Source organism: Phaeobacter piscinae, from assembly GCF_002407245.1.
Classification (GTDB): Bacteria; Pseudomonadota; Alphaproteobacteria; order Rhodobacterales; family Rhodobacteraceae; genus Phaeobacter; species Phaeobacter piscinae.
Map to the genome: position 1 here is coordinate 38,430 of NZ_CP010681.1, position 21,557 is coordinate 59,986.

Sequence of the window (21,557 nt, forward strand, 5' to 3'; positions counted from 1 at the left end):
AATGTTTCGCACGCGAAACAATGGTGCAGATCCTATGACCTAAACGCTGGTCGTCAGTCTAACCGTGATACGCCGCGACGGTCTTCAGCTGCGAAAACCCATACAGCGCCTCAAAGCCCTTCTCGCGGCCGTGGCCGGATTTCCCAACCCCGCCAAAAGGCAGCTCAACCCCGCCCCCGGCACCGTAGTTATTGAGGAACACCTGACCCGCGCGCAGCCGTTTGGCCAGCCGCATCTGCCGCGCACCATCGCGGGTCCAGAGGCCTGCAACCAGACCGTAGTCTGTGCTGTTGGCAATCCTGACCGCCTCGGCCTCATCCTCAAACGGGATCAGCACCTGCACCGGGCCAAAGATCTCCTCCTGCGCCAGCGGATGATCCGCCGCGACATCGGCAAACAGCGTCGGACACACATAGGCGCCGCTGTCGCTGGCCTCCACGCTCAGCACGCCCTGGGCCGCAATCGTCAGATCCGCACCTTTGGCCAGATAGCCTTCAACGATCTCTTTCTGACGGGCTGAAATCAGCGGTCCCAGACGCAGGTCAGACAGGGCCGGGCCGACGGTCAGCTGGCTATAGGCCTCGGCCATTGCGGCGCGCAGCTGATCATAAACACCGCGCTGCACCAGAATACGCGAGGCGGCGGAACAGGTCTGACCTGCGTTCTGGACCCCTGCATTCACAAGGAAGGGCAGGGCAGCATCCAGATCGGCATCGTCAAACACCAGCTGCGGGGACTTCCCGCCCAGCTCCAATGTGACCGGCACCACATTTGCCCCTGCCGCCTGCTGCACCAGCGCGCCAGTTCTGACCGACCCGGTGAAGGAAATATGATCAACACCCGGATGCCCCGCCAGCGCCGCGCCTGCCTCGGCGCCAATGCCCGGAACCACGTTCAGGGCGCCCGCGGGCAACCCGGCTTCCACCGCGATCTGGGCAAAGGCGAGCGCGGTCAGGCAGGCTTCCTCAGCGGGTTTCAGGACGCAGGCATTCCCCATGGCCAGCGCCGCTCCGACCGAGCGGCCAATGATCTGCATTGGATAGTTCCAGGGCACGATATGCCCCGTCACCCCATGCGGTTCACGCAGGGTGTAGACGGTGTAGCCGGACTGATAGGGGATGGTTTCGCCATGCAGTTTATCCGCCGCGCCACCGTAGAATTCCAGATACCGCGCCAGCGCCACCGCATCGGCGCGCGCCTGTGTCAGCGGTTTGCCGACGTCCATCGCCTCCAGTTGGGCGAGGGTCTCGACACGGTCCAGCACCATCGCACCCATCCGGGCCAGCAACCGCCCCCGTTCGGTTGCGGTCATCTCTCCCCAATCCCCCTCCAGAGCGGCGCGCGCTGCGGCAACAGCCGTATCAATGTCGCGCGCATCACCGCGCGCAATCTGGCAGAGGGGGCTGCCATCCGACGGGTTTGTCAACGGCAGGGTGTCGCCCCCGGCAGGCGCTTCCCAGCGGCCACCAATCAGGCAGAGTGCCGGATCAAACCAAAGCGGTGCTGCGTCAGTCATTCTGGTCTCCTGCAATGTAAAAACTGTAGCTCTTCACCTGATGTTCGGTGAAGGGCGCGCCATCGCGCAGTTGTTCAACCCCTTTGATCGCACTCAGGCAGGTGCCCCAGAACGCCGCCGCATTTGGGGATCCGGCAGAGATGCCCATGCGCCAGTAGCCGGGAAATTCGGCAAAGATCAGGCTGGCCGCCGCATGGCCGTGCCCCTGCCTGCGATAGGCCGGATCAATCGCAAACTCCGATAGCTCACGGCGGTCATCGGGCAGGTTCAGCACGATGGCAAAGCCGATGCGATCCTCCTCCTGACGGATCCAGAACGCGGTGACATCCTTGCGGTGCAGCATCTGGCCAGCCCGTTCGCTTGGGTCGATCCGAAGTTCGGGCGAGATTTCGGAATAATAGCGGGTCAGCGCCGCCGCAAGCCGCGCTCGTTCGCGCGGCAGGATCAAGGTCAGTCGGAAACTCATGCCGCCCCCGTTTCCAGATCAGGCAGTACCGGGGCCGCGGCGATCAGGGATTGCGTATAGGAGTGTTGCGGGTTGGCGAACAGATCCTCTGTCTTGCCCTGTTCCACAATCTGACCTTTTTGCATGACCAGACAGCGGTCGGTCATGCTGCGCACCACATGCAGATCGTGGCTGATGAACAGATAGCTGAGCCCATAGGTGCGGCACAGGTCGGCCAGCAGATCAAGGATCTGCGCGCGCACGGAGACATCCAGTGCCGAGACCGCCTCATCAAACAGGATCAGATCAGGCCGGGTGATGAGCGCGCGGGCAATGGCAATGCGCTGACGCTGACCGCCGGAGAACTGATGAATATAGCGCCCTGCATCATTGGGGCTGAGGCCAACCGCGATCAGCGCTTCGGCTACACGATTGTCCCGCTGCTGCCCGGTGGGGGCGTCAGGGACGCCATGGAAGGGTTCGGTGATCAGCCGTGCGACCCGGTGGCGGGGGTTGAAGCTGCCAAAGGGATCTTGGAACACCACCTGCATTTTGCGCCGCTGCTCTGCCGTTAGCCCCTTGCCCGACAGGGGGGTGCCATCCAGCAGGATCTCGCCGCCTTGCAGCGGTTCCAGCCCCAGAATGGCGCGGGTCAGGGTGGATTTCCCGCAACCGGATTCCCCGACCAACCCCAGCCGTCCCCCTCGGTGCAGAGTGAAGCTAACGTGGTCCACCGCGCGCATTTGTTCGGCGGGTGCAAACAGGCCCCTGCGCGGCAGGGGATAGTCGCGCACCGCCGCGCGCACCTCCAGCAGCGGGACGCTCTGCGGATCCGCTGCCGTGGCGGCGGGCAGGTCGGCCTGATGGTTCGATGCGGCAAAGAGTTTCTGGGTATAGGGGTGCCGCCGGGTGGCAAGGAGCTGCGCCGTGGTGCCGGTTTCCACGACCTCGCCCTTGCGCATGACGACGATGCGATCGGCCATGTCGGCCACAACCGCGAGATCATGAGTGATGATGATCATCCCCATGCCGTAGTCGCGCACCAGATCGCGCAGCAGATCAAGGATCTGCGCCTGCGTGGTCACATCCAGCGCGGTTGTCGGCTCATCCGCGATCAGCAGGGCGGGGCGCATGGCGATGGCCATCGCGATGACCACCCGCTGTCGCTGCCCGCCAGACAGCTCATGCGGATACCGGCTGAGCGGGAAGCGCTCCGCTGGCAGGCCAACCCGGTCCAGCAGGCTGCGCGCCTCGGCTTCGGCATCCGCTTTGGTCGCGCTGCTGTGCAGGAGGATGGTTTCCATCACCTGATCGCCAATGCTCTGCACCGGATTGAGCGCGCTCATCGGTTCCTGAAACACCATGCCGATCTTGCGCCCACGCAGATCGCACATCTGCTCTTCGCTCAGCGCCAACAGATCCTGCCCCTCAAGGCTGAGATGCCCCGACAGACGCGTGCAAGTGGGCAGGAGGCGCAGAATAGTCAGTGCGGTCAGGGATTTGCCGGACCCGCTTTCGCCGGTGATGGCGAGGATCTCGCCAGGGTCCACCGACAGGGAGACCTCCCGCAGAATCGGAAAGGCCCCGATGGAGAGCGACAGGTTGGTGACATCAAGGAGGGTCATGCGCGGCCGTCCTGCAATTTGGGATCAAGCCAGTCACGCAACCCGTCGCCCATCAGGTTGAGGCCCAGAACGGTGAGGATGATCGCACAGCCCGGCACCAGCGCCATATGCGGGGCGAGGCTGACCATGGTCTGCGCATCCGCCAGCATCCGCCCCCAGCTGGGCACCGGCGGCTGCGCGCCAAGGCCGACGTAGCTGAGGCCGGCTTCGGCCAGAATGCCGAGCGAGAACTGGATGGTGCCTTGCACGATCAGCAGGTTGGCGACATTGGGCAGGATATGTTCGGCTGAAATCCGCGCCGGGCCCTTGCCAGCGACACGGGCGGCCAGAATGAACTCCCGCTGCCAAAGCGACAGCGCCGCGCCACGGGTGACGCGGGCAAAGACGGGAATGTTGAAAATGCCGATGGCGATGATTGCATTGATCGCACCGGCGCCAAGGATCGCGGTGATCAGGATGGCGATCACCAGCGACGGGAAGGCAAAGACCAGATCATTGGCCCGCATGATGCCTTCGTCCAGCCAGGAACCCCGTTTTGCTGCAGCTGCGAGGCCCAAAGGCACGCCTAGCCCCATGCCGATTCCCACGGCGACCAGCGCCACCGCAATAGAGGTGCGCGCGCCGACCATGATCATCGACAGGATATCGCGGCCAAAGTGGTCGGTGCCAAGCCAGTGTATGGCGTTTGGCGCCTGCAGCTTGGCGGGGATGTTCAGGGCAGTGTGGTCGTAAGGCGTCCAGATGAACGACAGCAGTGCGGCCAGCAGCACCAGTGCGGAGAGGATTCCGCCAAGGATGAGACTACGGGTCATCGGCGGCCTCGCATGTCGCGGAGTGGCTTGCGTCCGACCCTGGGTGGGTGCAAAGCGCCCTCCCGGGGGAGGGTCGGGCGCTGCCCGGCTGTGCCGGGCATATGTAAGCCATGTGGTTTGTCATCCGCGCCCCCGCAGTCTGGGATCGACCAGTGCATAGGTCAGATCGACCAGGAAATTCACCATGATGACGGCAAAAACCAAGAGCATTACGACGCTTTCCACCACGATCAGATCACGGGCGGAAATGGCCTGAAACACCAGCCGCCCCAGACCGGGCAGGTAGAACACCTGCTCAATGATGATCGCGCCTGCGAGGAGGAAGGAAAACTGCAACCCGATGATGGTCAGCACCGGGATCAGCGCATTGCGCAGCCCGTGACGCCAGAGCGCTTGGCGTTGGCTCAGCCCCTTGGCGCGGGCGGTGCGGATGAAATCCTCGCCCAGAATATCCAAGAGAGCCGAGCGCATGACGCGGGCCAGAATGGCCGCCTGTGGCAGGGCAAGCGCGATGGCGGGCAGGGTGAGGGAGTGCAGCGCGGCAAACGGCCCGGCCTCCCAGCCGACAAAGCCACCGGCGCTGAACCAGCGCAGATTGATGGCAAAGACCAGAACCAGCATCATCGCAAACCAGAAATTCGGCACCGCGACCCCCAGCTGGGTAGCGCCCATCACCGCGATATCGCCTGACCTGCCCCGACGGGCGGCGGCATAGATGCCAGCAGGCAGGGCAATCAGCGTTGACAGCGTCAGCGCATAAAGCGCAAGCGGCAGCGACACCCAGAGCCGGTCGGCGATCATCTGCGCGACCGGCGTACGATAGGTATAGGAGGTGCCGAAATCACCCTGCAACATACCGGTGAACCAGCTGATATAGCGGGCGAATTTCCCCTCATCCAATCCCAACTCACCGCGCAGGGCAGCGATGGTGTCGGGTTGCGCGTTGATGCCCAGCATGAAGGACGCTGGATCCCCCGGCGCGATCTCAATCACGAAAAAGATCACCCAAGAGGCAATCACAAGGCTGACGATCAGCGACAGCAGGCGTTTGGCGAGGTAGCGTCCCATTGGCGGCAGGTTAGGGGCGCGCTGGGCGCGGGTCCAGAGCGGCCAGGCCCTGACCCGGAGAAAACGGCAAAAACATTTATTTCACAGCGCCCTAGCATGACCGTAAAAGGCGAAGCTGTGCGGCTATCGCGCGGCTGTTGCTGCTGTTGGATCTGCGGGGTTTGGCGCAGCACTGTTCCGCGCTATCTCTGGGCGCATGACACAATTCACTGCTGCTCCCATTCGGCCTGTCGCCGCTGGTACGGTTGGCCCCTTTTGCCCACTAGACGCGCCGGTTTTTATAGGCTCGGAGATCTATCGCGGGTCCAGCTATGGGCGGATGCACCCGTTGCGGGTGCCGCGGGTGTCAACCGTGATGGATCTGACGCGGGCGCTGGGCTGGTTGCCGTCGGCGCAGTATCAGACCTCTCCTCGGGCGAAACCGGCGGCGCTGGAACGCTGGCACAGCGCGGAGTATATCGCGGCACTGCAGGCGGCGGAGCGGGCGCAGGCGGTGAGCGATGAGGTGAAGGCGCGCCACCATATCGGGACGATTTCCAACCCGGTGTTCCCGGAGATCTATCGCAGGCCCGCCACGGCCGCGGGTGGGTCGATCCTCGCGGGGGAGCGGTTGGCAGACGGTGGCGTGATCTACAATCCGGCGGGGGGCACCCACCACGGGATGCCGGATCGGGCCAATGGGTTTTGCTATCTCAATGATCCGGTGCTGGCGGTGCTGTCGCTGCGCCATCACGGCGCGCAGCGGATTGCCTATGTCGATATCGATGCCCATCACGCGGATGGGGTCGAGCACGGCTTTGCCGGCGATCCGGATGTGCTGATGATCTCAACCCATGAGGAGAACCTCTGGCCCAAGACGGGACAGCTGGCCGATGATGCGGGCGGCAGTGCGCTGAACCTGCCGGTGCCGCGCGGGTTCAATGACAGCGAGATGGCCTATATCCGAGAGGAGCTGATCCTGCCTGCGGTGGCGGATTTTGCGCCGGATGCGGTGGTCCTGCAATGCGGGGCGGATGCGGTTACCGAGGATCCGCTGGCGCATCTGGACCTGTCCAACACTGCCCATTGGTCGGTTGTTGCGGCGCTGCGACCGCTTGCGCCGCGCTATCTGGTGCTGGGCGGCGGGGGTTATAACCCTTGGTCGGTCGGGCGGCTGTGGACCGGGGTGTGGGCGACGCTGAACGGGCATGAGATCCCCGATCGTCTGCCACCAGCGGCAGAGCAAGTCCTGCGCGGGCTGGAGTTCAAGGGGCATCGTTTGGGGCGCAACCCGCCAGAGCATTGGTTCACAACCTTGCGGGATACACCGCGCTCCGGCCCCGTGCGCGATCAGATCCGCGCGTCGGTGGCGCAGCTGCGTCGGCGTCGTGGGCTTGGCTAAAAGACCGGCAAGAGACAACAGCGCTCGGTCAGGGGCGCTGTTGTTTCGGCTCTAATACTAGGCACTTGGGCCTATTTTGCCCAGCTGACCCCGGTCAGGTCAGTGGCCTGGGTCGGGGCGTTGGCCCAGAGCCCTTGCAAATCCGCCTTGGCCACGCTGAGTGCGGCGAGCTGGAACAGGAAGCCGTTCACATAGTCCTGCGCGATGATCTCCTGCGCCTGTTGCAGCATCTTGGTGCGGGCGTCGGGATCTGTGGTGCCGGTCAGATCTGCCATCAGATCCTGAAAGGCGGCGTTGTCATACTGGAAGTAGTAATCGGGCCGGGCGTAGATGCCGATATCCATCGGTTCGGTATGGCTGACGATGGAGAGGCCAAAATTCTTGCCTCGGAACACGGTTTCCAACCACTGCGCCCATTCCACATTGATGATCTCGGCGGTGATGCCGACCTCAGCCAGTTGCGCGGCGATGATCTCTCCCCCCCGACGGGCGTATGACGGCGGCGGCAGGTGCAGCGTGGTGGTGAAGCCATCGGGAAAGCCCGCCTCAGCCAGCAGCGCGCGGGCCTTCTCTGGGTCATGGGCGCTGATGTCGGTCAGGTCGACATAGGCCGGGTTGTGGGGGGCGAAATGACTGCCGATCGGGGTGCCGTAGCCAAACATCGCGCCATCAATGATCGCCTGACGGTCAATCGCATGGGCCACAGCGGCGCGGACCTTGGCGTTGTCGAAGGGCGCCTGTTTGTTGTTGATCGACAGAATCGTCTCCCCCTCGGTCGAGCCGATGAGCACCTGAAACCGCGGGTCGGCCTCAAACTGCGGCAGGTTCTCTGGCGCGGGGAAGGCGGAGAAGGCATCCACATCTTCAGCCATCATCGCGGCAAAGGCGGCGGTCGGATCGGAGATGAATTTGAAGGTCGCCGCACTCAGCGCCGGGGCCTCGCCCCAGTAATCCGGGTTGCGGGCAAGGTCGATGCGGTCGCCCTGCACCCAGTTGGTGAAGGTGAAGGCACCGGTGCCGACGGGGGCAGTCTTGATCGTGTCGATGCTCTCTGGCGCGACGATGACGGCGTCCCCCCATGCGAGGTTGAACAGAAGGTTGCCGTTGGGCTGTGACAGGGTGAGCCGCACCGTCAGCGGATCCACTACATCGACGCTGGCGATATCGGCAAACAGTGCTTTCTGGGCGTTTGTGCTCTCCTCGGCGCGGGCGCGGTCGAGGCTGAATTTCACATCCTCCGCGTCCATTGTGGTGCCATCATGGAAGGTCACGCCGTCGTGCAGGGCGAAGGTATAGGTCAGCCCATCCTCGGAGATCTCCCAGCTCTCAGCGAGGCCGGGCACTACCGCTCCATCGCCCATGAAGCGGGTCAGCCCCTCAAAGACGTTGGAGTAGAGCACCTGATCAATGGCACCGGCGGCGGCGCTGGTGGGATCAAGATGCGGCGGTTCAAGCTGCAGGGCCACGGTGACGGTGTCGCGCGCGGAGGCGGCCCCGGCCAGAATTGCCAGCGCGGAACTGGCGGCAAACAGGAATGGCAGTCGTGTCATCGGTGGTGTCTCCCTACTGTGGTGGCGGTCATTTGTGACCTTTCGGAAAACTGTTCCGCATTTTCCGTCAGGTAATCAAGGTTGACGGGACATTTCGCCCCCTAGAAGCGCGCAGCGTAAATTGCTAGCGGTGCGCAATGCGAACGGAGAGGACAGCATCATGAGTGCAACGGCCCGCAAAATGGCACCCAATGCCGAGGATATTCGCGCCCGCAAAGGCGGCACCCCACTGGTGAGCCTGACCGCCTATACCACACCGATGGCACAGGTGATGGATGGTCACTGCGATTTTGTGCTGGTGGGCGACAGCGTCGGCATGGTGCTTCATGGGCTGACGTCCACGCTGGGGGTCACCATGGAGATGATGATCCTGCACGGGCAGGCGGTGGCGCGCGGGCTGAGCCAGGCGATGATGGTGATCGACATGCCATTCGCCAGCTATGAGGAAGGCCCGGCGCAGGCGTTTCGCAATGCCGCGCGGCTGATGGCGGAGACGGGCGCCGGCGCGGTGAAGCTGGAGGGTGGCGTGGAGATGGCAGAAACCATCCGCTTCCTCGTCAAACGTGGCATTCCGGTGATGGCGCATATTGGCCTGACGCCGCAGTCGATCAACACGCTTGGCGGCTACAAGGTACAGGGCCGGGATGGGCAGGCGGAGGCGGTGCTGGCCGACGCCCATGCGGTGGCGGAGGCAGGCGCGTTTTCGGTGGTGCTGGAGAAGGTGCCACAGGGGCTGGCGGATCGGATCACGGCGGAGGTCGCCATTCCCACCATTGGAATTGGGGCCAGCGCGGGCTGTGATGGTCAGATTCTGGTGGTCGATGACATGCTGGGGTTCTTCACAGCATTTAAGCCCAAGTTCGTGAAACGCTATGCCGATCTCGGCCCCTTGGCAGAGGCGGCGATTTCCGAGTATGCAGCCGAAGTGCGCGCGCGCAGCTTCCCCGCGCCCGAACATGTGTTTGCAGACCAGGCCCCGGCTGCCGCCAAGACGGCCGCATCCACGGCCCCGCAAAAGGACTGACCCCATCATGACTGCCCCGATTCTGCGCCGCCTGAGCGATCTGCGCGCGTTGCATTCCGACTGGCGCCGCGAGGGTGCCCGTATTGGCCTGGTGCCCACCATGGGCGCGCTGCACGAGGGGCATCTGTCGCTGGTCGCTGCGGCCAAGGCGGCCTGCGACCGGGTCATCGTCACGATTTTTGTGAACCCCAAGCAGTTCAACAACGCCGAGGATCTGGCGAAATACCCCCGTACGGAACTGGCGGATGCAGAGAAACTGGCCCCCTACGGTGTCGATGCGATTTATGTGCCCGATCCCGATCAGATCTACCCGGAGGGCTACGCGACCACTGTGTCGGTGGCGGGGCTGACTGATGTGCTGGAGGGCGAGTTTCGCCCCGGTCATTTCGACGGGGTGGCCACGGTGGTGGCCAAGCTGTTCCTGCAAAGCGGTGCGGATGCGGCGTTTTTTGGCGAGAAAGACTATCAGCAGCTGATGGTGGTTACCCGTATGGCGCGGGATCTGGACATTCCGATCACCGTGCAGGGCTGCGCCACCGTGCGCGAGGCCTCTGGCCTGGCCATGTCGTCGCGCAATTTGCGGCTCTCGCCTGAGGCGCTGGGCAAGGCGGGGCAGCTTTATCCGGTGCTGCGGGATCTGGCCGATCAGTTACGGGCAGGGGCGGTGTTTGACGACATTCTTCCGGCGGCCAAGGCGCGTCTGGCAAAGGCCGGGTTTGGCGATCTGGAATATCTGGACCTGCGCTGCGCCGAAACGCTGGCGCCGCTGTCGCGGCCTGATCGTCCGGCCCGCCTGCTGGTCGCGGCATGGCTGGATGGCATCAGGTTGATCGACAATATCTCGGTTGATCAACTAAATGATTAGTAGGGGCTGGTAGCGATAGCACTTTTGCGTCTAATCTCTGCCCCAAACGACCCAGGGGAGGGGCAAGATGACGTATATTCTGGCGATAGATCAGGGCACAACCTCGACCAGAGCGATCCTGTTTGATGATAAGATGCAGGCGCAGGGCTCGGCCCAGCAGGAGTTCGCCCAGCATTTTCCGCAGGCGGGCTGGGTGGAGCATGACCCGGAGGATCTGTGGTCCACAACGCTGGATGTCTGCCGCAAGGTGATGGCAGAGCAGGGCGTTACGGCGGCGGAGATTGCCGGGATCGGCATCACCAACCAGCGCGAAACCACGGTGGTCTGGGATCGTCATACCGGCAAGCCGATCCACAATGCGATTGTCTGGCAGGACCGGCGCACCAGCGCCATCTGCGAAGAGCTGCGGGCCGCCGGGCATGAGGACAGCGTGCGGCAGAAAACCGGCCTGCTGCTGGATCCCTATTTCTCTGGCACCAAGCTGAAATGGATTCTGGACACGGTGCCGGAGGCGCGCGCGCGGGCTGAGGCCGGGGATCTGCTGTTTGGCACTGTCGACAGTTTCCTGATCTGGCGCCTTACGGGCGGCGCGTCGCATGTGACCGATGCGACCAATGCCGCGCGGACGCTGATGTATGACATTCGCAAGGGCCGTTGGAGCAGCGAGATTTGTGGCTTCCTCGGCGTGCCGCGCGATATGCTGCCGGAGGTGAAGGACTGCGCTGCTGATTTCGGCACCACCAAGGCTGAGTTTCTGGGCGGCGAGATTGCCATTCTGGGGGTGGCTGGCGATCAGCAGGCCGCCACCATTGGACAGGCCTGTTTCCAGCCGGGGATGATGAAATCGACCTATGGCACGGGCTGTTTTGCGCTGCTGAACACCGGCGATACGCCGGTTGTGTCGCAAAACCGGATGTTGACCACCATCGCCTATCAGCTGGAGGGCGCGCCGACCTATGCGCTTGAGGGCTCGATCTTTATCGCGGGTGCGGCGGTGCAATGGCTGCGCGATGGGCTTGGCATTATCGGCTCAGCGCAGGAAAGCGGTGCCCTGGCGCGCAATGCCGATCCAGGTCAGGACGTCATTCTTGTGCCGGCCTTTACCGGGCTGGGCGCGCCGTATTGGAAGCCGGATTGCCGGGGCGGCATGTTTGGTCTGACCCGTAATTCAGGACCGGCGGAATTTGCCCGGGCGGCACTGCAAAGCGTGGCCTATCAGACCCGCGACCTGTGGGAAGCGATGCGGGCGGATTGGGACGGTGACAGTTTGGTGACCCTGCGGGTGGATGGCGGCATGAGCGCCAGCAACTGGACCATGCAGAGCCTTGCGGACCTGTTGGGCGCCGCGGTGGATCGTCCGGTGATGCAGGAAACCACCGCGCTGGGTGCGGCCTGGCTGGCGGGGATGCGGGCGGGGGTCTACCCGGATCAGGCGGGCTTTGCCGCGACCTGGGCGCTGGATCAGCAGTTCACCCCTGAGATGGATGAGGATCGCCGCAGCGCTGCCTATGCGCGTTGGAAGCGCGCGGTTGAGGCTGTGATCGGGGTCTGAGGGACTGCGCAGGCGGGGGCTCCCGCCTGCTCCGCCTCAGTCGGGGACTGGGCCTGCACAGTTGGGGGTGGCGCCGCGCGATGCGCGGCGTTCTCGTTGCTGAGACGCGTGTCGGTCGTCTTAGGTCAGGCGGGTGCCTGCGGGTATGGTGCGCGGGCGGGCGTTCAGCTCCTCAATCGAGAAGCCGGCGATGGATTTGTATTTTGCGGCGTGGGCGGCCAGCTCCGCCTGAGGGATTACCTCGCCTATATCGCTGAAATCACCCCCGCAGAGGGTTTCGACCTGTTGCAGCACGCCGTCGGGGCCGCCGCCTGCGCGATTGGCCAAGGCGACGGCGGTTGTCACCGGGCGGACCGCTGCCTCATAGGTGCTCAGGGCCTGGGGTGTGACGCCATGGGCCAGCATCTGCGCGCCAATGAGGCGGGCATCAACGATGGCTTGGCTGGCACCGTTGGAACCCACCGGATAGGTTGGATGGGCGGCGTCCCCCATCAGGCTGACAGGCCCATCCTGCCAGCGGGGCAGCGGGTCGCGATCCACCATAGGGTATTCGTAGACGATCTTTGCCCCGTTGATCAGCGCGGGGACATCAATCCAGTCAAAACGCCAATTGGCAAAATCAGGCAGGAAATCACGGATGTCGGCGGCGCGGTTCCAGCTTTCACGGTTCCAGTGCGCGGATGGGTCGAACTGTTTTTCCGCAATCCAGTTGATGGTGGCGGTGCCTGTATCGTCTGGCGCGCTGATAGGATAGGCGACAAGGCGCAGTTGGTCATGGCCGATCATCGCCATGGCCGCGCCGCCGTGAAAGGCGGGGGCAAAGGTGGTGGCGCGCCAGAGGATGCGGCCATTCCAGATCGGCGCGCCCTCATCCGGGTACATCTGAGCGCGGATGGCGGAATGTATCCCATCGGCGGCGATCAGCAGATCACCATGGGCCGAACGGCCATTCTCCAGATGCAGGCAGGCGCCCTGATCCGAGGTGTCGTAGCCGGTGGCGCGCGCACCTGTTGTGATGACGCTGCTGCCTGCGCGCGCCAGCAGCGCGTGATAAAGCATCATCTGCAACGCGCCGCGATGGACGGAAAACTGCGGCCAGCTGTAGCCTGCGGCCTCGCCGCGCGGTTCCTCCCAGATGGTCTTGCCCAGCTTGGAGTAAAATCCCAGGCGCCGGGTGCGCACACCAATGGCGGAGAGCTCGGCCTCAAGCCCCAGATCAAAGAGTTCGCGCACCGCATTGGGTTGCAGATTGATGCCGACGCCCATCGGCTTCAGCGTTTCTGTGGCCTCATAGATGTGAAAGGGCACGCCCAATTCGTGCAGGGTGAGGCCAAGTGTCAGCCCGGCGATCCCTGCGCCTGCAATCATCACCGTCATCTGGCACTCCCCGTTCCTGCGCGATTTGCGGCATTAGAACCATGATGCGCGCGACGGAACAAGATGGGGAAATGCCGCGGTTAGAGCCTGATATTTGCGCGCCTACCCGTCCTCATTGCTGCCGAGGCTGAGGTCGGGGCCAAAGATCACGTCGGAGTAGCTGTTGAGATAGATCTTGAGCCAGGGGGTGAAGCGATCGGGGTGGCGCTGCACCTCGGCCAGAAGGTCGTGATAGTCGACCCAGCGGGTCTCCATCACTTCTTCGGGGTTGGGTGCGAGATCCGGCGCGCGGTGCGCATGGGCGAGAAAGACATCCACCACCTCATGTTCGATCAGCCCGTTGCCGACATCGGCGCGGTATTCCAGATGGTGGCGGAACTCAGGATAAAGCCCGGTGATGCCGAGTTCCTCTTCCATACGGCGGACCGCACAGGCCGAGGAGGCCTCCCCCCATTGCGGGTGGGTGCAGCAGGTGTTCGCCCAGAGCCCGGGGGTGTGATATTTGCCGAGCGCGCGGCGTTGCATCAGGATTTCGCCGCCCTTCACCACAAAGACCGAGACGGCCTTGTGCTTCAGCCCCTGTTCATGGGCGGCCAGCTTATCAACCGGCGTCAGGGTGCCATTCACCCAGGCGGGAATCTTGTGGGTCATTGCAGGAACTCGCAAGGATTGAGCAAGGAGGCGGGCGGCCAAGCCATCGGACCGGGCGCACGGGATCGGGCAGATATGGTGGTCATCAGGTGGAGATCAATCCCACAAATGAGGCTGCCCGGATCGGCGGGTTACTGGATGCAGGGGCCAAAGGCCTGCGCGGGACGGTCAATATCGCAGAGACATATGAAAATCAATTGTGCGAAAAGCCGCGGCCGGGGGCGCGCGGCTTTTGCCAGTTTGTCTGCAGACCAAGGATCAGTTGGTTGCGGTCTCTTCCGTAGTGGCCTCGCCATCGGCGTCGGCGGCATCAGCAGGACCGTGCATTGCAAGGAACGCGTAGATGTCTTCGGCGCCTTTCTTCAGGCGGAAGGACATTTTGGACTTGGCTTTCTTGTCGCCGAGATAGTCGCGCAAGAAGGCTTTGGGGTCGGCGGTATAGGCGGTGAAGGAGGCTTCGTCCCAGGCCAGGCCTGCTTCGCCGGCGGCGACCATGTCCTTGCCGTATTTGTAGCCCTCATAGGTGCCGGCGGTGCGGCCGACGACGCCCCAGAGGTTCGGGCCGGTCTTGCCGCCCTTGATGATCACGTCACCGCTGTCGGAGACAACCATGTGGCAGGATTTGCATTTGTTGAAGCCCTTTTCGCCCTTGTCGGCATCGCCTTCGGCAAAGGCAGGGGCCGCCATCAGGCCCAAGGTCGCTACAGCAGTCAGAAGTTTCATTTCGCTTGCTCCAAAATTGAGTTGGCTTGGTCAATACGCGCGTGATGCGGCGCAGAGTCAAACGGGCGTATTGCCGCGTCCGCTCTCTGCTATACGCTCAATGCGTTGAAGTGTATCTGATCTGCGTCAGGTCAAGGAAGGGACGGCCGCGGGGTCAAATCTCCTGCCAGCAGGGCAGCAGGTCACCGGGCTCTGGGCGGGCCAAGGCGGCGGCGCGGGCAATGGCGCGGCTGAGGCAGAGGGCGGCGGCGTGGCCGATTTCGCCAAGATCAGCGCCGTGTTCCCCACCGGTGATTGCCGCACCCGGATCGCTGGTGCTGACGGCAAACACAAGATCGCCGTCGCCGGGGGAATGGGCCGGAACAATCGCCCGCCCGATCCCGTCATGGGCGGCAATGGCAAGGCGCTGGCATTGCGATTTCGTCAACGGCGCATCGGTGGCGACGATGGCGATGGTGGTGTTGCTGCCCTCTGCCGGGATCGCGGCGTCGGCGGCCAGCTTCTGCATTGAGGCGAGTTTCAGGCTGGGGGCGGGGGTGGTGAAGCCGGAGGCGGGATCCACACCCGCGCCGCCGAATTCGCCGTCGATCTCAAAAGGGGCGGCCCAGAAATGGCGATCCCCCGGCGTGGTGACGGAGCCAAGCGGATTGGCCGCCACCAGGGCGCCCACCGTGGTGCCATCCGGCAGCACAAAGGAGGCCGACCCAAGCCCACCCTTCACCCGCGCGGCGAGGGCGCCGGTGCCCGCCCCGGCGGTGCCAAGCGCAAACTGGTGGTCTGCAGCCTCATAGGCGGCGCGGCCGAGGGCGGGATAGGGATTGTCGGGCCAGTCCTTGTCGCCGCCATTCAGCAGATCAAAGAGGATGGCACCCGGCACAATAGGCACGCGGGCGGGTCCAACCGCAAAGCCGCGCCCGGCAGCGCGCAGCCCCGCAACCACACCGGAGCAGGCATCCAGCCCGAAGGCGGACCCGCCCGATAGTACCAGCGCATCAATCTGGGCGACGGATTTGTCCGGCGCCAGCAGATCGGTTTCGCGTGTCCCCGGCGCTCCGCCCATGACATGAACCCCGGCGGTGAAGGGCTGATCGGCAGTCAGCACCGTCGTGCCGGATTTCAACTGCCGGTCCTCGGCGTTGCCGACCTTGAGGCCGGGCACATCGGTGATCAGGTTCAGGGGGCCGGGGTGCATGGGATGTGTCCTTTGTCGTTGGCTTGGTGCGGGTCTGTGGCAGGGGCGCGCTGGCGCGCGCGGCCTCCGGCGGGAGTATTTGGGGAAAGATGACAGACGGGCCCGCCCTGCCGCCAAGGGCCGTGGTCAGATGCAGCGGCCGCCGTCTACTTCCAGGGCAACGCCGGTGACCATGCTGGCCTCATCCGAACAGAGATAGCAGGCGGCATTTCCCATATCCTCCGGAGTGGAGAAGCGCCCGATGGGGATGGTGGAGAGGAATTTCGCGCGCACCTCTGGCGTGTCCTCCCCCATGAAGGTTTTCAGCAGTGGGGTTTCGCCCGCAACCGGGTTGATGGCATTGACGCGGACGCCTGACGCAGCAAGTTCCACTGCCATGGTGCGGGTGGCGGTGATCATCCAGCCCTTGGAGGCATTGTACCAGTTGAGGTTCGGGCGCGGAGAAATGCCGGCAGTGGAGGCGACGTTGAGGATCGCGCCGGACTGGCGGGATTTCATATGCGGCACCAGCGCGCGGGCGGTGAGATAGACCGATTTCATATTCACCGCAAAGACGCGATCGAAGTCGTCTTCGCTGACATCTTCGAGCGGGGTGGGCAGGTGGCTGATACCGGCGTTGTTCACCAGAATATCGACCTGGCCAAAGTGATTGAGCGCTGCCTGCGCCATCTGATCCACTGAACCGCGGTCAGAGACATCGACGGTCTGGGCGATGGCCCGATCTGCTCCATAGGTTTCGCAAGCGTCCGTCGCAACTGCGGCGGCGGCGTCGCCATTGATATCCGCAATCATCACCCGAGCGCCCTCTGCCAGGAATTTGGTGGTGATGCCGGCGCCAAAGCCCGAGGCCCCGCCGGTTACAATGGCGCATTTTCCTGCCAGCCGCATATGCTCTCTCCCCGATTGACTTTGCGGCAGCTTGGCCGAGCGCGGCGGGCAGTGCAATTGCCTGTGTTAGTCGAGGTCGATCTTACCGCGCGTCGCTTTGACATCACTGCGCTGGCGTTTGGCATCAAGGCGGCGACGCACAGAGCCGCGTGTGGGTTTGGTGGCGATGCGGCGTTTTGGCGGGACCAGAGCCTGACGGACCAGCTCGGCCAGCCGCTCACGGACCAGATCGCGATTGCGTTGCTGCGAGCGGGTTTCGTCGCATTGCAGGATGATGGCGCCATCCTTGGTCCAGCGGCGCCCGGCCAGTCGTTTCAGGCGGGACTTCACCGCAGGCGTCAGCGCCGGAGAGCGTGCGGCCTCGAATCGCAGTTCAACAGCTGAGGAGACCTTGTTCACGTTCTGCCCGCCGGGGCCGGAGGCGCGCATGAAGCTTTCGGTCAGTTCCCAGTCCTGCAGGGCGATGGTGTCGGTGATACGCAACATGAGAGGGAGCATAAGGCCGCTGGTCCGGGAGGTCCAAGCGAAAGCCGGGGTGGTGCCGTCACTGTGGGCTCTGCGCCACGCAAAAAGGGCCGCCCCTTGCGAGGCGGCCCTTTCCGAAAGTCTGTAAGAGCAAAGGCAGGTTAGGGTCTGCGACCCAGCCGGATGGCTGCTGCCAGAGAGGGCTGCCTCAGAGGCCCGCCGCTCCGGTTGTTGCTACGCCTTGCTCCAATACCTTTCTTGACACTGGATCACCTCCTTTTCTCTTTGTTTCCGTTACCTTTGATGGTGGCACGGAACGGGCGGATCTCCAAATGAAAACTGAAGTGTTCCTATTTATGGTGTCAGTTGAGGTGTCAGCAGGGCGGTCAGTTGGCTGCCGCCTTGGCGCGGGTCAGGCGGGCCACGATCAGGCGGAAAGGCACCAGAGCCAGCAGCGCCAGACTGACCTTTACACCCCAGTCGGCCACCGCGAGCGAGACCCAGAGCGGGGCGACAGGACCAGTGCCGAGAATCGGCAGCATTTCTCCGGCCCAGCTGACGTCATTGCCGGGTTCCAGCCAGACCAGCGCGCCGGAAAACGCGATGCTGAAGAACAGCGCAGTATCAACGGAGGCCCCGATCAGGGTGGAGGCGAGCGGCGCACGCCACCAGGCGCCATTGCGCAGGGCAGCAAAGATCGAGACATCCAGCAGCTGTGCGGTGAGGAACGCGAGACCAGAGGCAACGGCGATGCGCAGGGTCACCAGCGGGCCGAATTCGCCCATGATCTGCGTCCCGATCAGCGAGCAGATGACGCCGACGACAAAACCGGCCAGCACCACCCGGCGGGCGGGGCCGGTGCCGTAGACGCGGTTGGTCACGTCAGTGACGAGAAAGGCGATGGGGTAGGTGAAGGCGCCCCAAGTCAGCCATTGGCCGAACAGGAATTGCACCAGAATGTTGGAGGCCACCACAACGGCGGCCATGGCAAGAATGCCAGGAAGATAAGAGCGTGTCATTTTGCAGTCCGTTTTTTAGACAAGGTCGCGGAGACTTGTTTCGCCAATGCGAAAGATCAGGCCCAATAGCGGAAAAGCTGCGGTTTGGGCAAGGGGTTTGTCAGGGCGGGCGCCTGTGCCGTTTCTGTGTCGGTGCCGGTGTAGGTACCTGTGTTGATGCCGGTGTGCGGCGTGTGAGGACCTAGTCAGGCAGCCGGTATTCCACCAGTTCGGTGCGTTGCAGCGATTTGAAATTGTCGTCGGAGACCATGGTGGCACGCAGCGCGCCGCTTTGATCGCGCCAGATCGACACGCCTTCCAGATTGTCGTGCAGCCCAAGGCCGGTTTCCAGCAAGGTAACCTCACCGCTGATGCCATCCGGCGTGAGATCCCACCGCCGCAGACGGCTGCGAAACCCGATCAGGCCGAAGTTGCGTTCCAAGAGGTAGAAGCGCCCGTCAGGCCCGAAATCCGCCCCCACGGGCAGGAAATTGCCCCGGCTGGGCAGCACGAAAGGGCGATCCCAGCGGGTCCCGTTCCAACGCCAGACCGGAATATCACCTGATTTGGTCAAGGCACGTTCTGGCAGGGTGTAGAGATGGCCCCTGGTGTCGATGGCCAGGGCTTCAAGCGCCTTGTTCAGAGGCAGGCGGCGGAACGCCTTGGGGCGCGGCAGGACCTCGGCGCGGCTGTCGCCCCGGCGGTGGCGGGCCACGCGCGAGACCCCCTCAAAGGAGATGAACAGAGTGCCGTCGCGCGCCACGGCCAGACCTTCGGCATCGACGATGCGCCCGCGCAGGAGCGCGCCATCGGAGGCGCGCAGCCGGTGGGCTTCGGTCGGGGTCACCGCCTTGATCGGTTGCATCGCCTCCGGGCTGCGCTCAATCCGGGCGGTGACGATGGTGGCACGGTCGCTGACCACGGTCATCTGCCGCCCGTCCGCTGACAGGGAGAGCGCCGAGAACCCGCCGAACCATTTGGCAGGGTGGGTCCAGCGATAGGCCGCAATGAACTGCGCCCCGCCGGGCTGGGCGGCGGAGGCGACAGGGCGATAGGCCACCAGCGCGGTCAGGGCGAGGCCAAGGGCGGTTGCGACGCCGAGGCTCAGTTTGATTGCAGAACGACGGCGCATTGCTGTGGCAGATCCGATAGGGTGTAGTCACGCCGGGGCTTGGGCTTGGGCGCATTGGGGTCGCGGGGTTTTGGGGGTGGTGGGCTCAGGATGTCCTTCACCCATTGGCGGGCATCATCGCAGCCATCACCGCGGGGCGGTGGATCCTGATTGACGCAGCCGCGGGCACCGGGCGGGCATTTCAGGCGCACATGGAAGTGGTAGTGGTGGCCATACCAGGGCCGGATTTTACGCAGCCAATCCCGGTTGCCTTTCTCGTCGTTGCACATCTGCACCTTGGCGCCCGGAAAGACGAAGATCCGGGCGACGCGATCATCCTTGGCGGCGGCGCGCAGGATGGCGTGATGCTGGGGGGTCCAGTTGGAATTGGTATAGGCGCCCTTCGCCCGGCGCAGAGAGATCGAGGAGATCTTCTCGCGTTCGGCCACGGACAGATCGAGGCGCTTCGCCGGCAGCATCCAGATATCGGCATCCATGCCCATCTGATGGCTGCGGTGGCCCGACAGCATCGGCCCGCCGCGTGGCTGGCTGATGTCGCCGACATAAAGCCCGTTCCAGCCGCTCTGGCGGGCGGCGACACGGCTCAGATCCTTGATGAAGTCGATGGTTTCGGGATGGCCCCAGTTGCGATTTCGGGACAGGCGCATGGCCTGCCAGGTGGGACCGGTCTGGGGCAGCTGTTCCGCGCCTGCGACGCAGCCCTTGGCGTAGGAGCCATGCGGCGCAGGTTTCTGGGCTGAGCCGCTACGCTTGGCCCCGAACAGCTGTTTTGCGGGCACGCCGGTGTCGGCAGAGCGGCTGACCACCGGGTTTACGGTGGGCGAGCGGCTGTCTCCGGCGGGGCCGCAGGCGGTTAACAGGAGGGCGGTGAGGGTGATGTATCGACTGAACTTCAACTCTGGTCTCCTTCTGCATTGACCCAGCGCAGAACGATGAGCCCGATGATGAACAGGAAAATGACCGGTGCAATCCCAAGGCGGGCGCTGCCGGTCAGGGTGGTGGCGATGCCGATCAATGCAGGTGCAAGAAAGGCAGTTGCGCGACCCGAAAGACCATAGAGGCCAAAGGCCTCCGTGGCGTTTTCCGGGGTGGTGTGGCGCACCATAAGACTGCGGCTGGCGGCTTGCAGAATGCCACCAAAGCCGCCGATCAGCACGCCGCAGGCGAAGAACACAGTGTCAGGCAGGCCGGAGCCTGCAGCGAGGGTGACGCCAAAGAACTGGTCGCGCGACATGTTCACGACCAGAAAACACACCGCCGTCAGGATCAGGATCGACAGGGTGATAACGGGTTTCGGGCCAAACCGGCGATCTGCGAGACCGCCCAGCCAGCTGAACAGCGCCGAGGAGATCACCGCGATGATACCGAAGATACCAATGAGGGTGATTTCCCAGCCCAGCACCAACCGCGCATAGATCCCGCCGAAGGCATAAAGCCCGTTCAGCGCATCACGGTAGAGCATCGACGAAATCAGATAGCCGGTCAGGCTGGCGCGGTGGCGCAGATTGGCGATGGCGCGTCCGACGGAGCGGATGGCATCGCGAAACCGGCCTCGTGTGCCGGTGATGGCATCATCATGCACCCAGCGGAAATAGGGGATGATGAAGACCGCGAACCAGATCGCTGTCAGCGGACCGGCGGCGCGGGTGCCTTCGCGAAGTGCTGCATCCAGTCCCAGAATGGGGTCGATGCCGATCAGGGTCTTGCCGTCGGCTTGCTCGACAAACAGCGTCAGCATCAGAAACAGCGCGATCACCCCGCCAAGATATCCGATGGCAAAACCGGTACCGGAGATGGTGCCCACATCCTCCTTGCTGCCAAGTGACGGCAGCTGCGCATTGACGAAGATCAGCGCAAATTCCGCACCGATGAAGCCAACCCCAAAACTGATGAGCATCCACCACAGGTTCGCGCCGCCGGGATCCATGAACCACAGCCCCCAGGCGCCGATGATATACATCAGCGAAAAGACCATGATCCACGGCAGTTTACGCCCGGAAATATCGGCAAGGGCGCCAAGGAACGGCCCGCCAAGACCAATCAGCAGCCCGGTGATGGTGAGGCACATCGACCAGACGGTTTGCGCCTGCGCCTTTGCGGCCTCCTCCGCCAGCCCTTGGGTGAGGTAATGATCGGCGGCCACCGCAGCAAAGAAGGGCGCAAAGACAAAGGTTACCAGCAGCGTGTGATAGGGCTGGCTGGCCCAGTCAAAGGCCCACCAGCCCCAGATGCGCTTGCGCATGGAAATCTGCGTCATGCCTCGTCTTCCCTCGCCCGATGCCTGTCGTGGTCT

General features: G+C 63.7%; 20 protein-coding genes. 4 read left to right on the forward strand and 16 right to left on the reverse strand.

Annotated elements, in window-relative coordinates; translation table 11 throughout:
- Positions 1-58 precede the first annotated feature (58 nt).
- The 5 genes from phaeop14_RS00175 to phaeop14_RS00195 all read right to left on the reverse strand — a co-directional run bounded on the left by phaeop14_RS00175 (position 59) and on the right by phaeop14_RS00195 (position 5,466).
- Complete coding sequence (locus tag phaeop14_RS00175) at positions 59-1,516, reverse strand: aldehyde dehydrogenase family protein (RefSeq protein WP_096788386.1); 1,458 nt, start codon at positions 1,514-1,516, stop codon at positions 59-61.
- Positions 1,509-1,982 carry a GNAT family N-acetyltransferase gene (locus phaeop14_RS00180; protein ID WP_096788387.1) on the reverse strand — a complete coding sequence of 158 codons (474 nt, stop codon included), beginning with the start codon at positions 1,980-1,982 and terminating at the stop codon, positions 1,509-1,511. The genes phaeop14_RS00175 and phaeop14_RS00180 overlap by 8 nt, the downstream gene beginning before the upstream one ends.
- Positions 1,979-3,586 carry an ABC transporter ATP-binding protein gene (locus phaeop14_RS00185; RefSeq protein WP_096788388.1) on the reverse strand — a complete coding sequence of 536 codons (1,608 nt, stop codon included), beginning with the start codon at positions 3,584-3,586 and terminating at the stop codon, positions 1,979-1,981. Before phaeop14_RS00185 ends, phaeop14_RS00180 begins: the two co-directional genes overlap by 4 nt.
- Entirely contained in the window at positions 3,583-4,398 is an 816-nt protein-coding gene (locus phaeop14_RS00190) for an ABC transporter permease (protein WP_096788389.1), read from the reverse strand. Before phaeop14_RS00190 ends, phaeop14_RS00185 begins: the two co-directional genes overlap by 4 nt.
- 120 nt (positions 4,399-4,518) lie before the next feature.
- Positions 4,519-5,466 carry an ABC transporter permease gene (locus phaeop14_RS00195; protein WP_096788390.1) on the reverse strand — a complete coding sequence of 316 codons (948 nt, stop codon included), beginning with the start codon at positions 5,464-5,466 and terminating at the stop codon, positions 4,519-4,521.
- A 196-nt stretch (positions 5,467-5,662) separates the two neighbouring features.
- Here phaeop14_RS00195 and phaeop14_RS00200 point away from each other — a divergent pair, with 196 nt between their 5' ends.
- Positions 5,663-6,847, forward strand: coding sequence for an acetoin utilization protein AcuC (locus tag phaeop14_RS00200; RefSeq protein ID WP_096788391.1), 1,185 nt, complete (start codon positions 5,663-5,665; stop codon positions 6,845-6,847).
- Between the two features lie 71 nt (positions 6,848-6,918).
- Here phaeop14_RS00200 and phaeop14_RS00205 read toward each other — a convergent pair whose 3' ends face one another.
- Entirely contained in the window at positions 6,919-8,397 is a 1,479-nt protein-coding gene (locus tag phaeop14_RS00205; RefSeq protein ID WP_096788392.1) for an ABC transporter substrate-binding protein, read from the reverse strand.
- A 160-nt stretch (positions 8,398-8,557) separates the two neighbouring features.
- Between phaeop14_RS00205 and panB the strand changes: the two genes are divergently transcribed.
- From panB to glpK, 3 genes are all read left to right on the forward strand, one after another.
- Positions 8,558-9,421: a 3-methyl-2-oxobutanoate hydroxymethyltransferase gene (gene panB, locus phaeop14_RS00210; protein ID WP_096788393.1), complete on the forward strand. Its 864-nt coding sequence runs from the start codon at positions 8,558-8,560 to the stop codon at positions 9,419-9,421.
- A gap of 7 nt (positions 9,422-9,428) precedes the next feature.
- Complete coding sequence (panC, locus tag phaeop14_RS00215) at positions 9,429-10,286, forward strand: pantoate--beta-alanine ligase (protein ID WP_096788394.1); 858 nt, start codon at positions 9,429-9,431, stop codon at positions 10,284-10,286.
- Between the two features lie 67 nt (positions 10,287-10,353).
- The gene (gene glpK / locus phaeop14_RS00220; RefSeq protein ID WP_040171701.1) at positions 10,354-11,838 is read left to right on the forward strand and encodes a glycerol kinase GlpK; all 1,485 of its coding nucleotides are present in this window, start codon (positions 10,354-10,356) and stop codon (positions 11,836-11,838) included.
- A gap of 120 nt (positions 11,839-11,958) precedes the next feature.
- Here glpK and phaeop14_RS00225 read toward each other — a convergent pair whose 3' ends face one another.
- The 10 genes from phaeop14_RS00225 to phaeop14_RS00270 form a co-directional block, all read right to left on the reverse strand.
- Positions 11,959-13,215, reverse strand: coding sequence for a flavin-dependent oxidoreductase (locus phaeop14_RS00225; protein WP_096788395.1), 1,257 nt, complete (start codon positions 13,213-13,215; stop codon positions 11,959-11,961).
- Positions 13,216-13,317: 102 nt separating this feature from the next.
- A complete protein-coding gene (gene idi, locus phaeop14_RS00230; protein WP_040171699.1) occupies positions 13,318-13,866 on the reverse strand; it encodes an isopentenyl-diphosphate Delta-isomerase in 549 nt (182 codons plus the stop codon).
- 258 nt (positions 13,867-14,124) lie between these two features.
- On the reverse strand, positions 14,125-14,589 hold the full coding sequence (locus tag phaeop14_RS00235; protein WP_096788396.1) for a c-type cytochrome: 465 nt from the start codon (positions 14,587-14,589) through the stop codon (positions 14,125-14,127).
- Between the two features lie 154 nt (positions 14,590-14,743).
- Positions 14,744-15,781, reverse strand: coding sequence for a P1 family peptidase (locus phaeop14_RS00240; RefSeq protein WP_096788397.1), 1,038 nt, complete (start codon positions 15,779-15,781; stop codon positions 14,744-14,746).
- Between the two features lie 126 nt (positions 15,782-15,907).
- Positions 15,908-16,669, reverse strand: a complete 762-nt coding sequence (locus phaeop14_RS00245) for an SDR family oxidoreductase (RefSeq protein ID WP_096788398.1) — start codon at positions 16,667-16,669, stop codon at positions 15,908-15,910.
- Positions 16,670-16,735: 66 nt separating this feature from the next.
- The gene (gene arfB, locus phaeop14_RS00250; RefSeq protein ID WP_096788399.1) at positions 16,736-17,155 is read right to left on the reverse strand and encodes an alternative ribosome rescue aminoacyl-tRNA hydrolase ArfB; all 420 of its coding nucleotides are present in this window, start codon (positions 17,153-17,155) and stop codon (positions 16,736-16,738) included.
- Between the two features lie 365 nt (positions 17,156-17,520).
- Positions 17,521-18,153, reverse strand: coding sequence for a queuosine precursor transporter (locus phaeop14_RS00255; RefSeq protein WP_096788400.1), 633 nt, complete (start codon positions 18,151-18,153; stop codon positions 17,521-17,523).
- Between the two features lie 181 nt (positions 18,154-18,334).
- On the reverse strand, positions 18,335-19,264 hold the full coding sequence (locus tag phaeop14_RS00260; protein ID WP_096788401.1) for an esterase-like activity of phytase family protein: 930 nt from the start codon (positions 19,262-19,264) through the stop codon (positions 18,335-18,337).
- Positions 19,237-20,160, reverse strand: a complete 924-nt coding sequence (gene mepA, locus phaeop14_RS00265; protein ID WP_096788402.1) for a penicillin-insensitive murein endopeptidase — start codon at positions 20,158-20,160, stop codon at positions 19,237-19,239. Before mepA ends, phaeop14_RS00260 begins: the two co-directional genes overlap by 28 nt.
- Entirely contained in the window at positions 20,157-21,521 is a 1,365-nt protein-coding gene (locus tag phaeop14_RS00270; protein ID WP_096788403.1) for an MFS transporter, read from the reverse strand. The genes mepA and phaeop14_RS00270 overlap by 4 nt, the downstream gene beginning before the upstream one ends.
- Positions 21,522-21,557 lie beyond the last annotated feature (36 nt).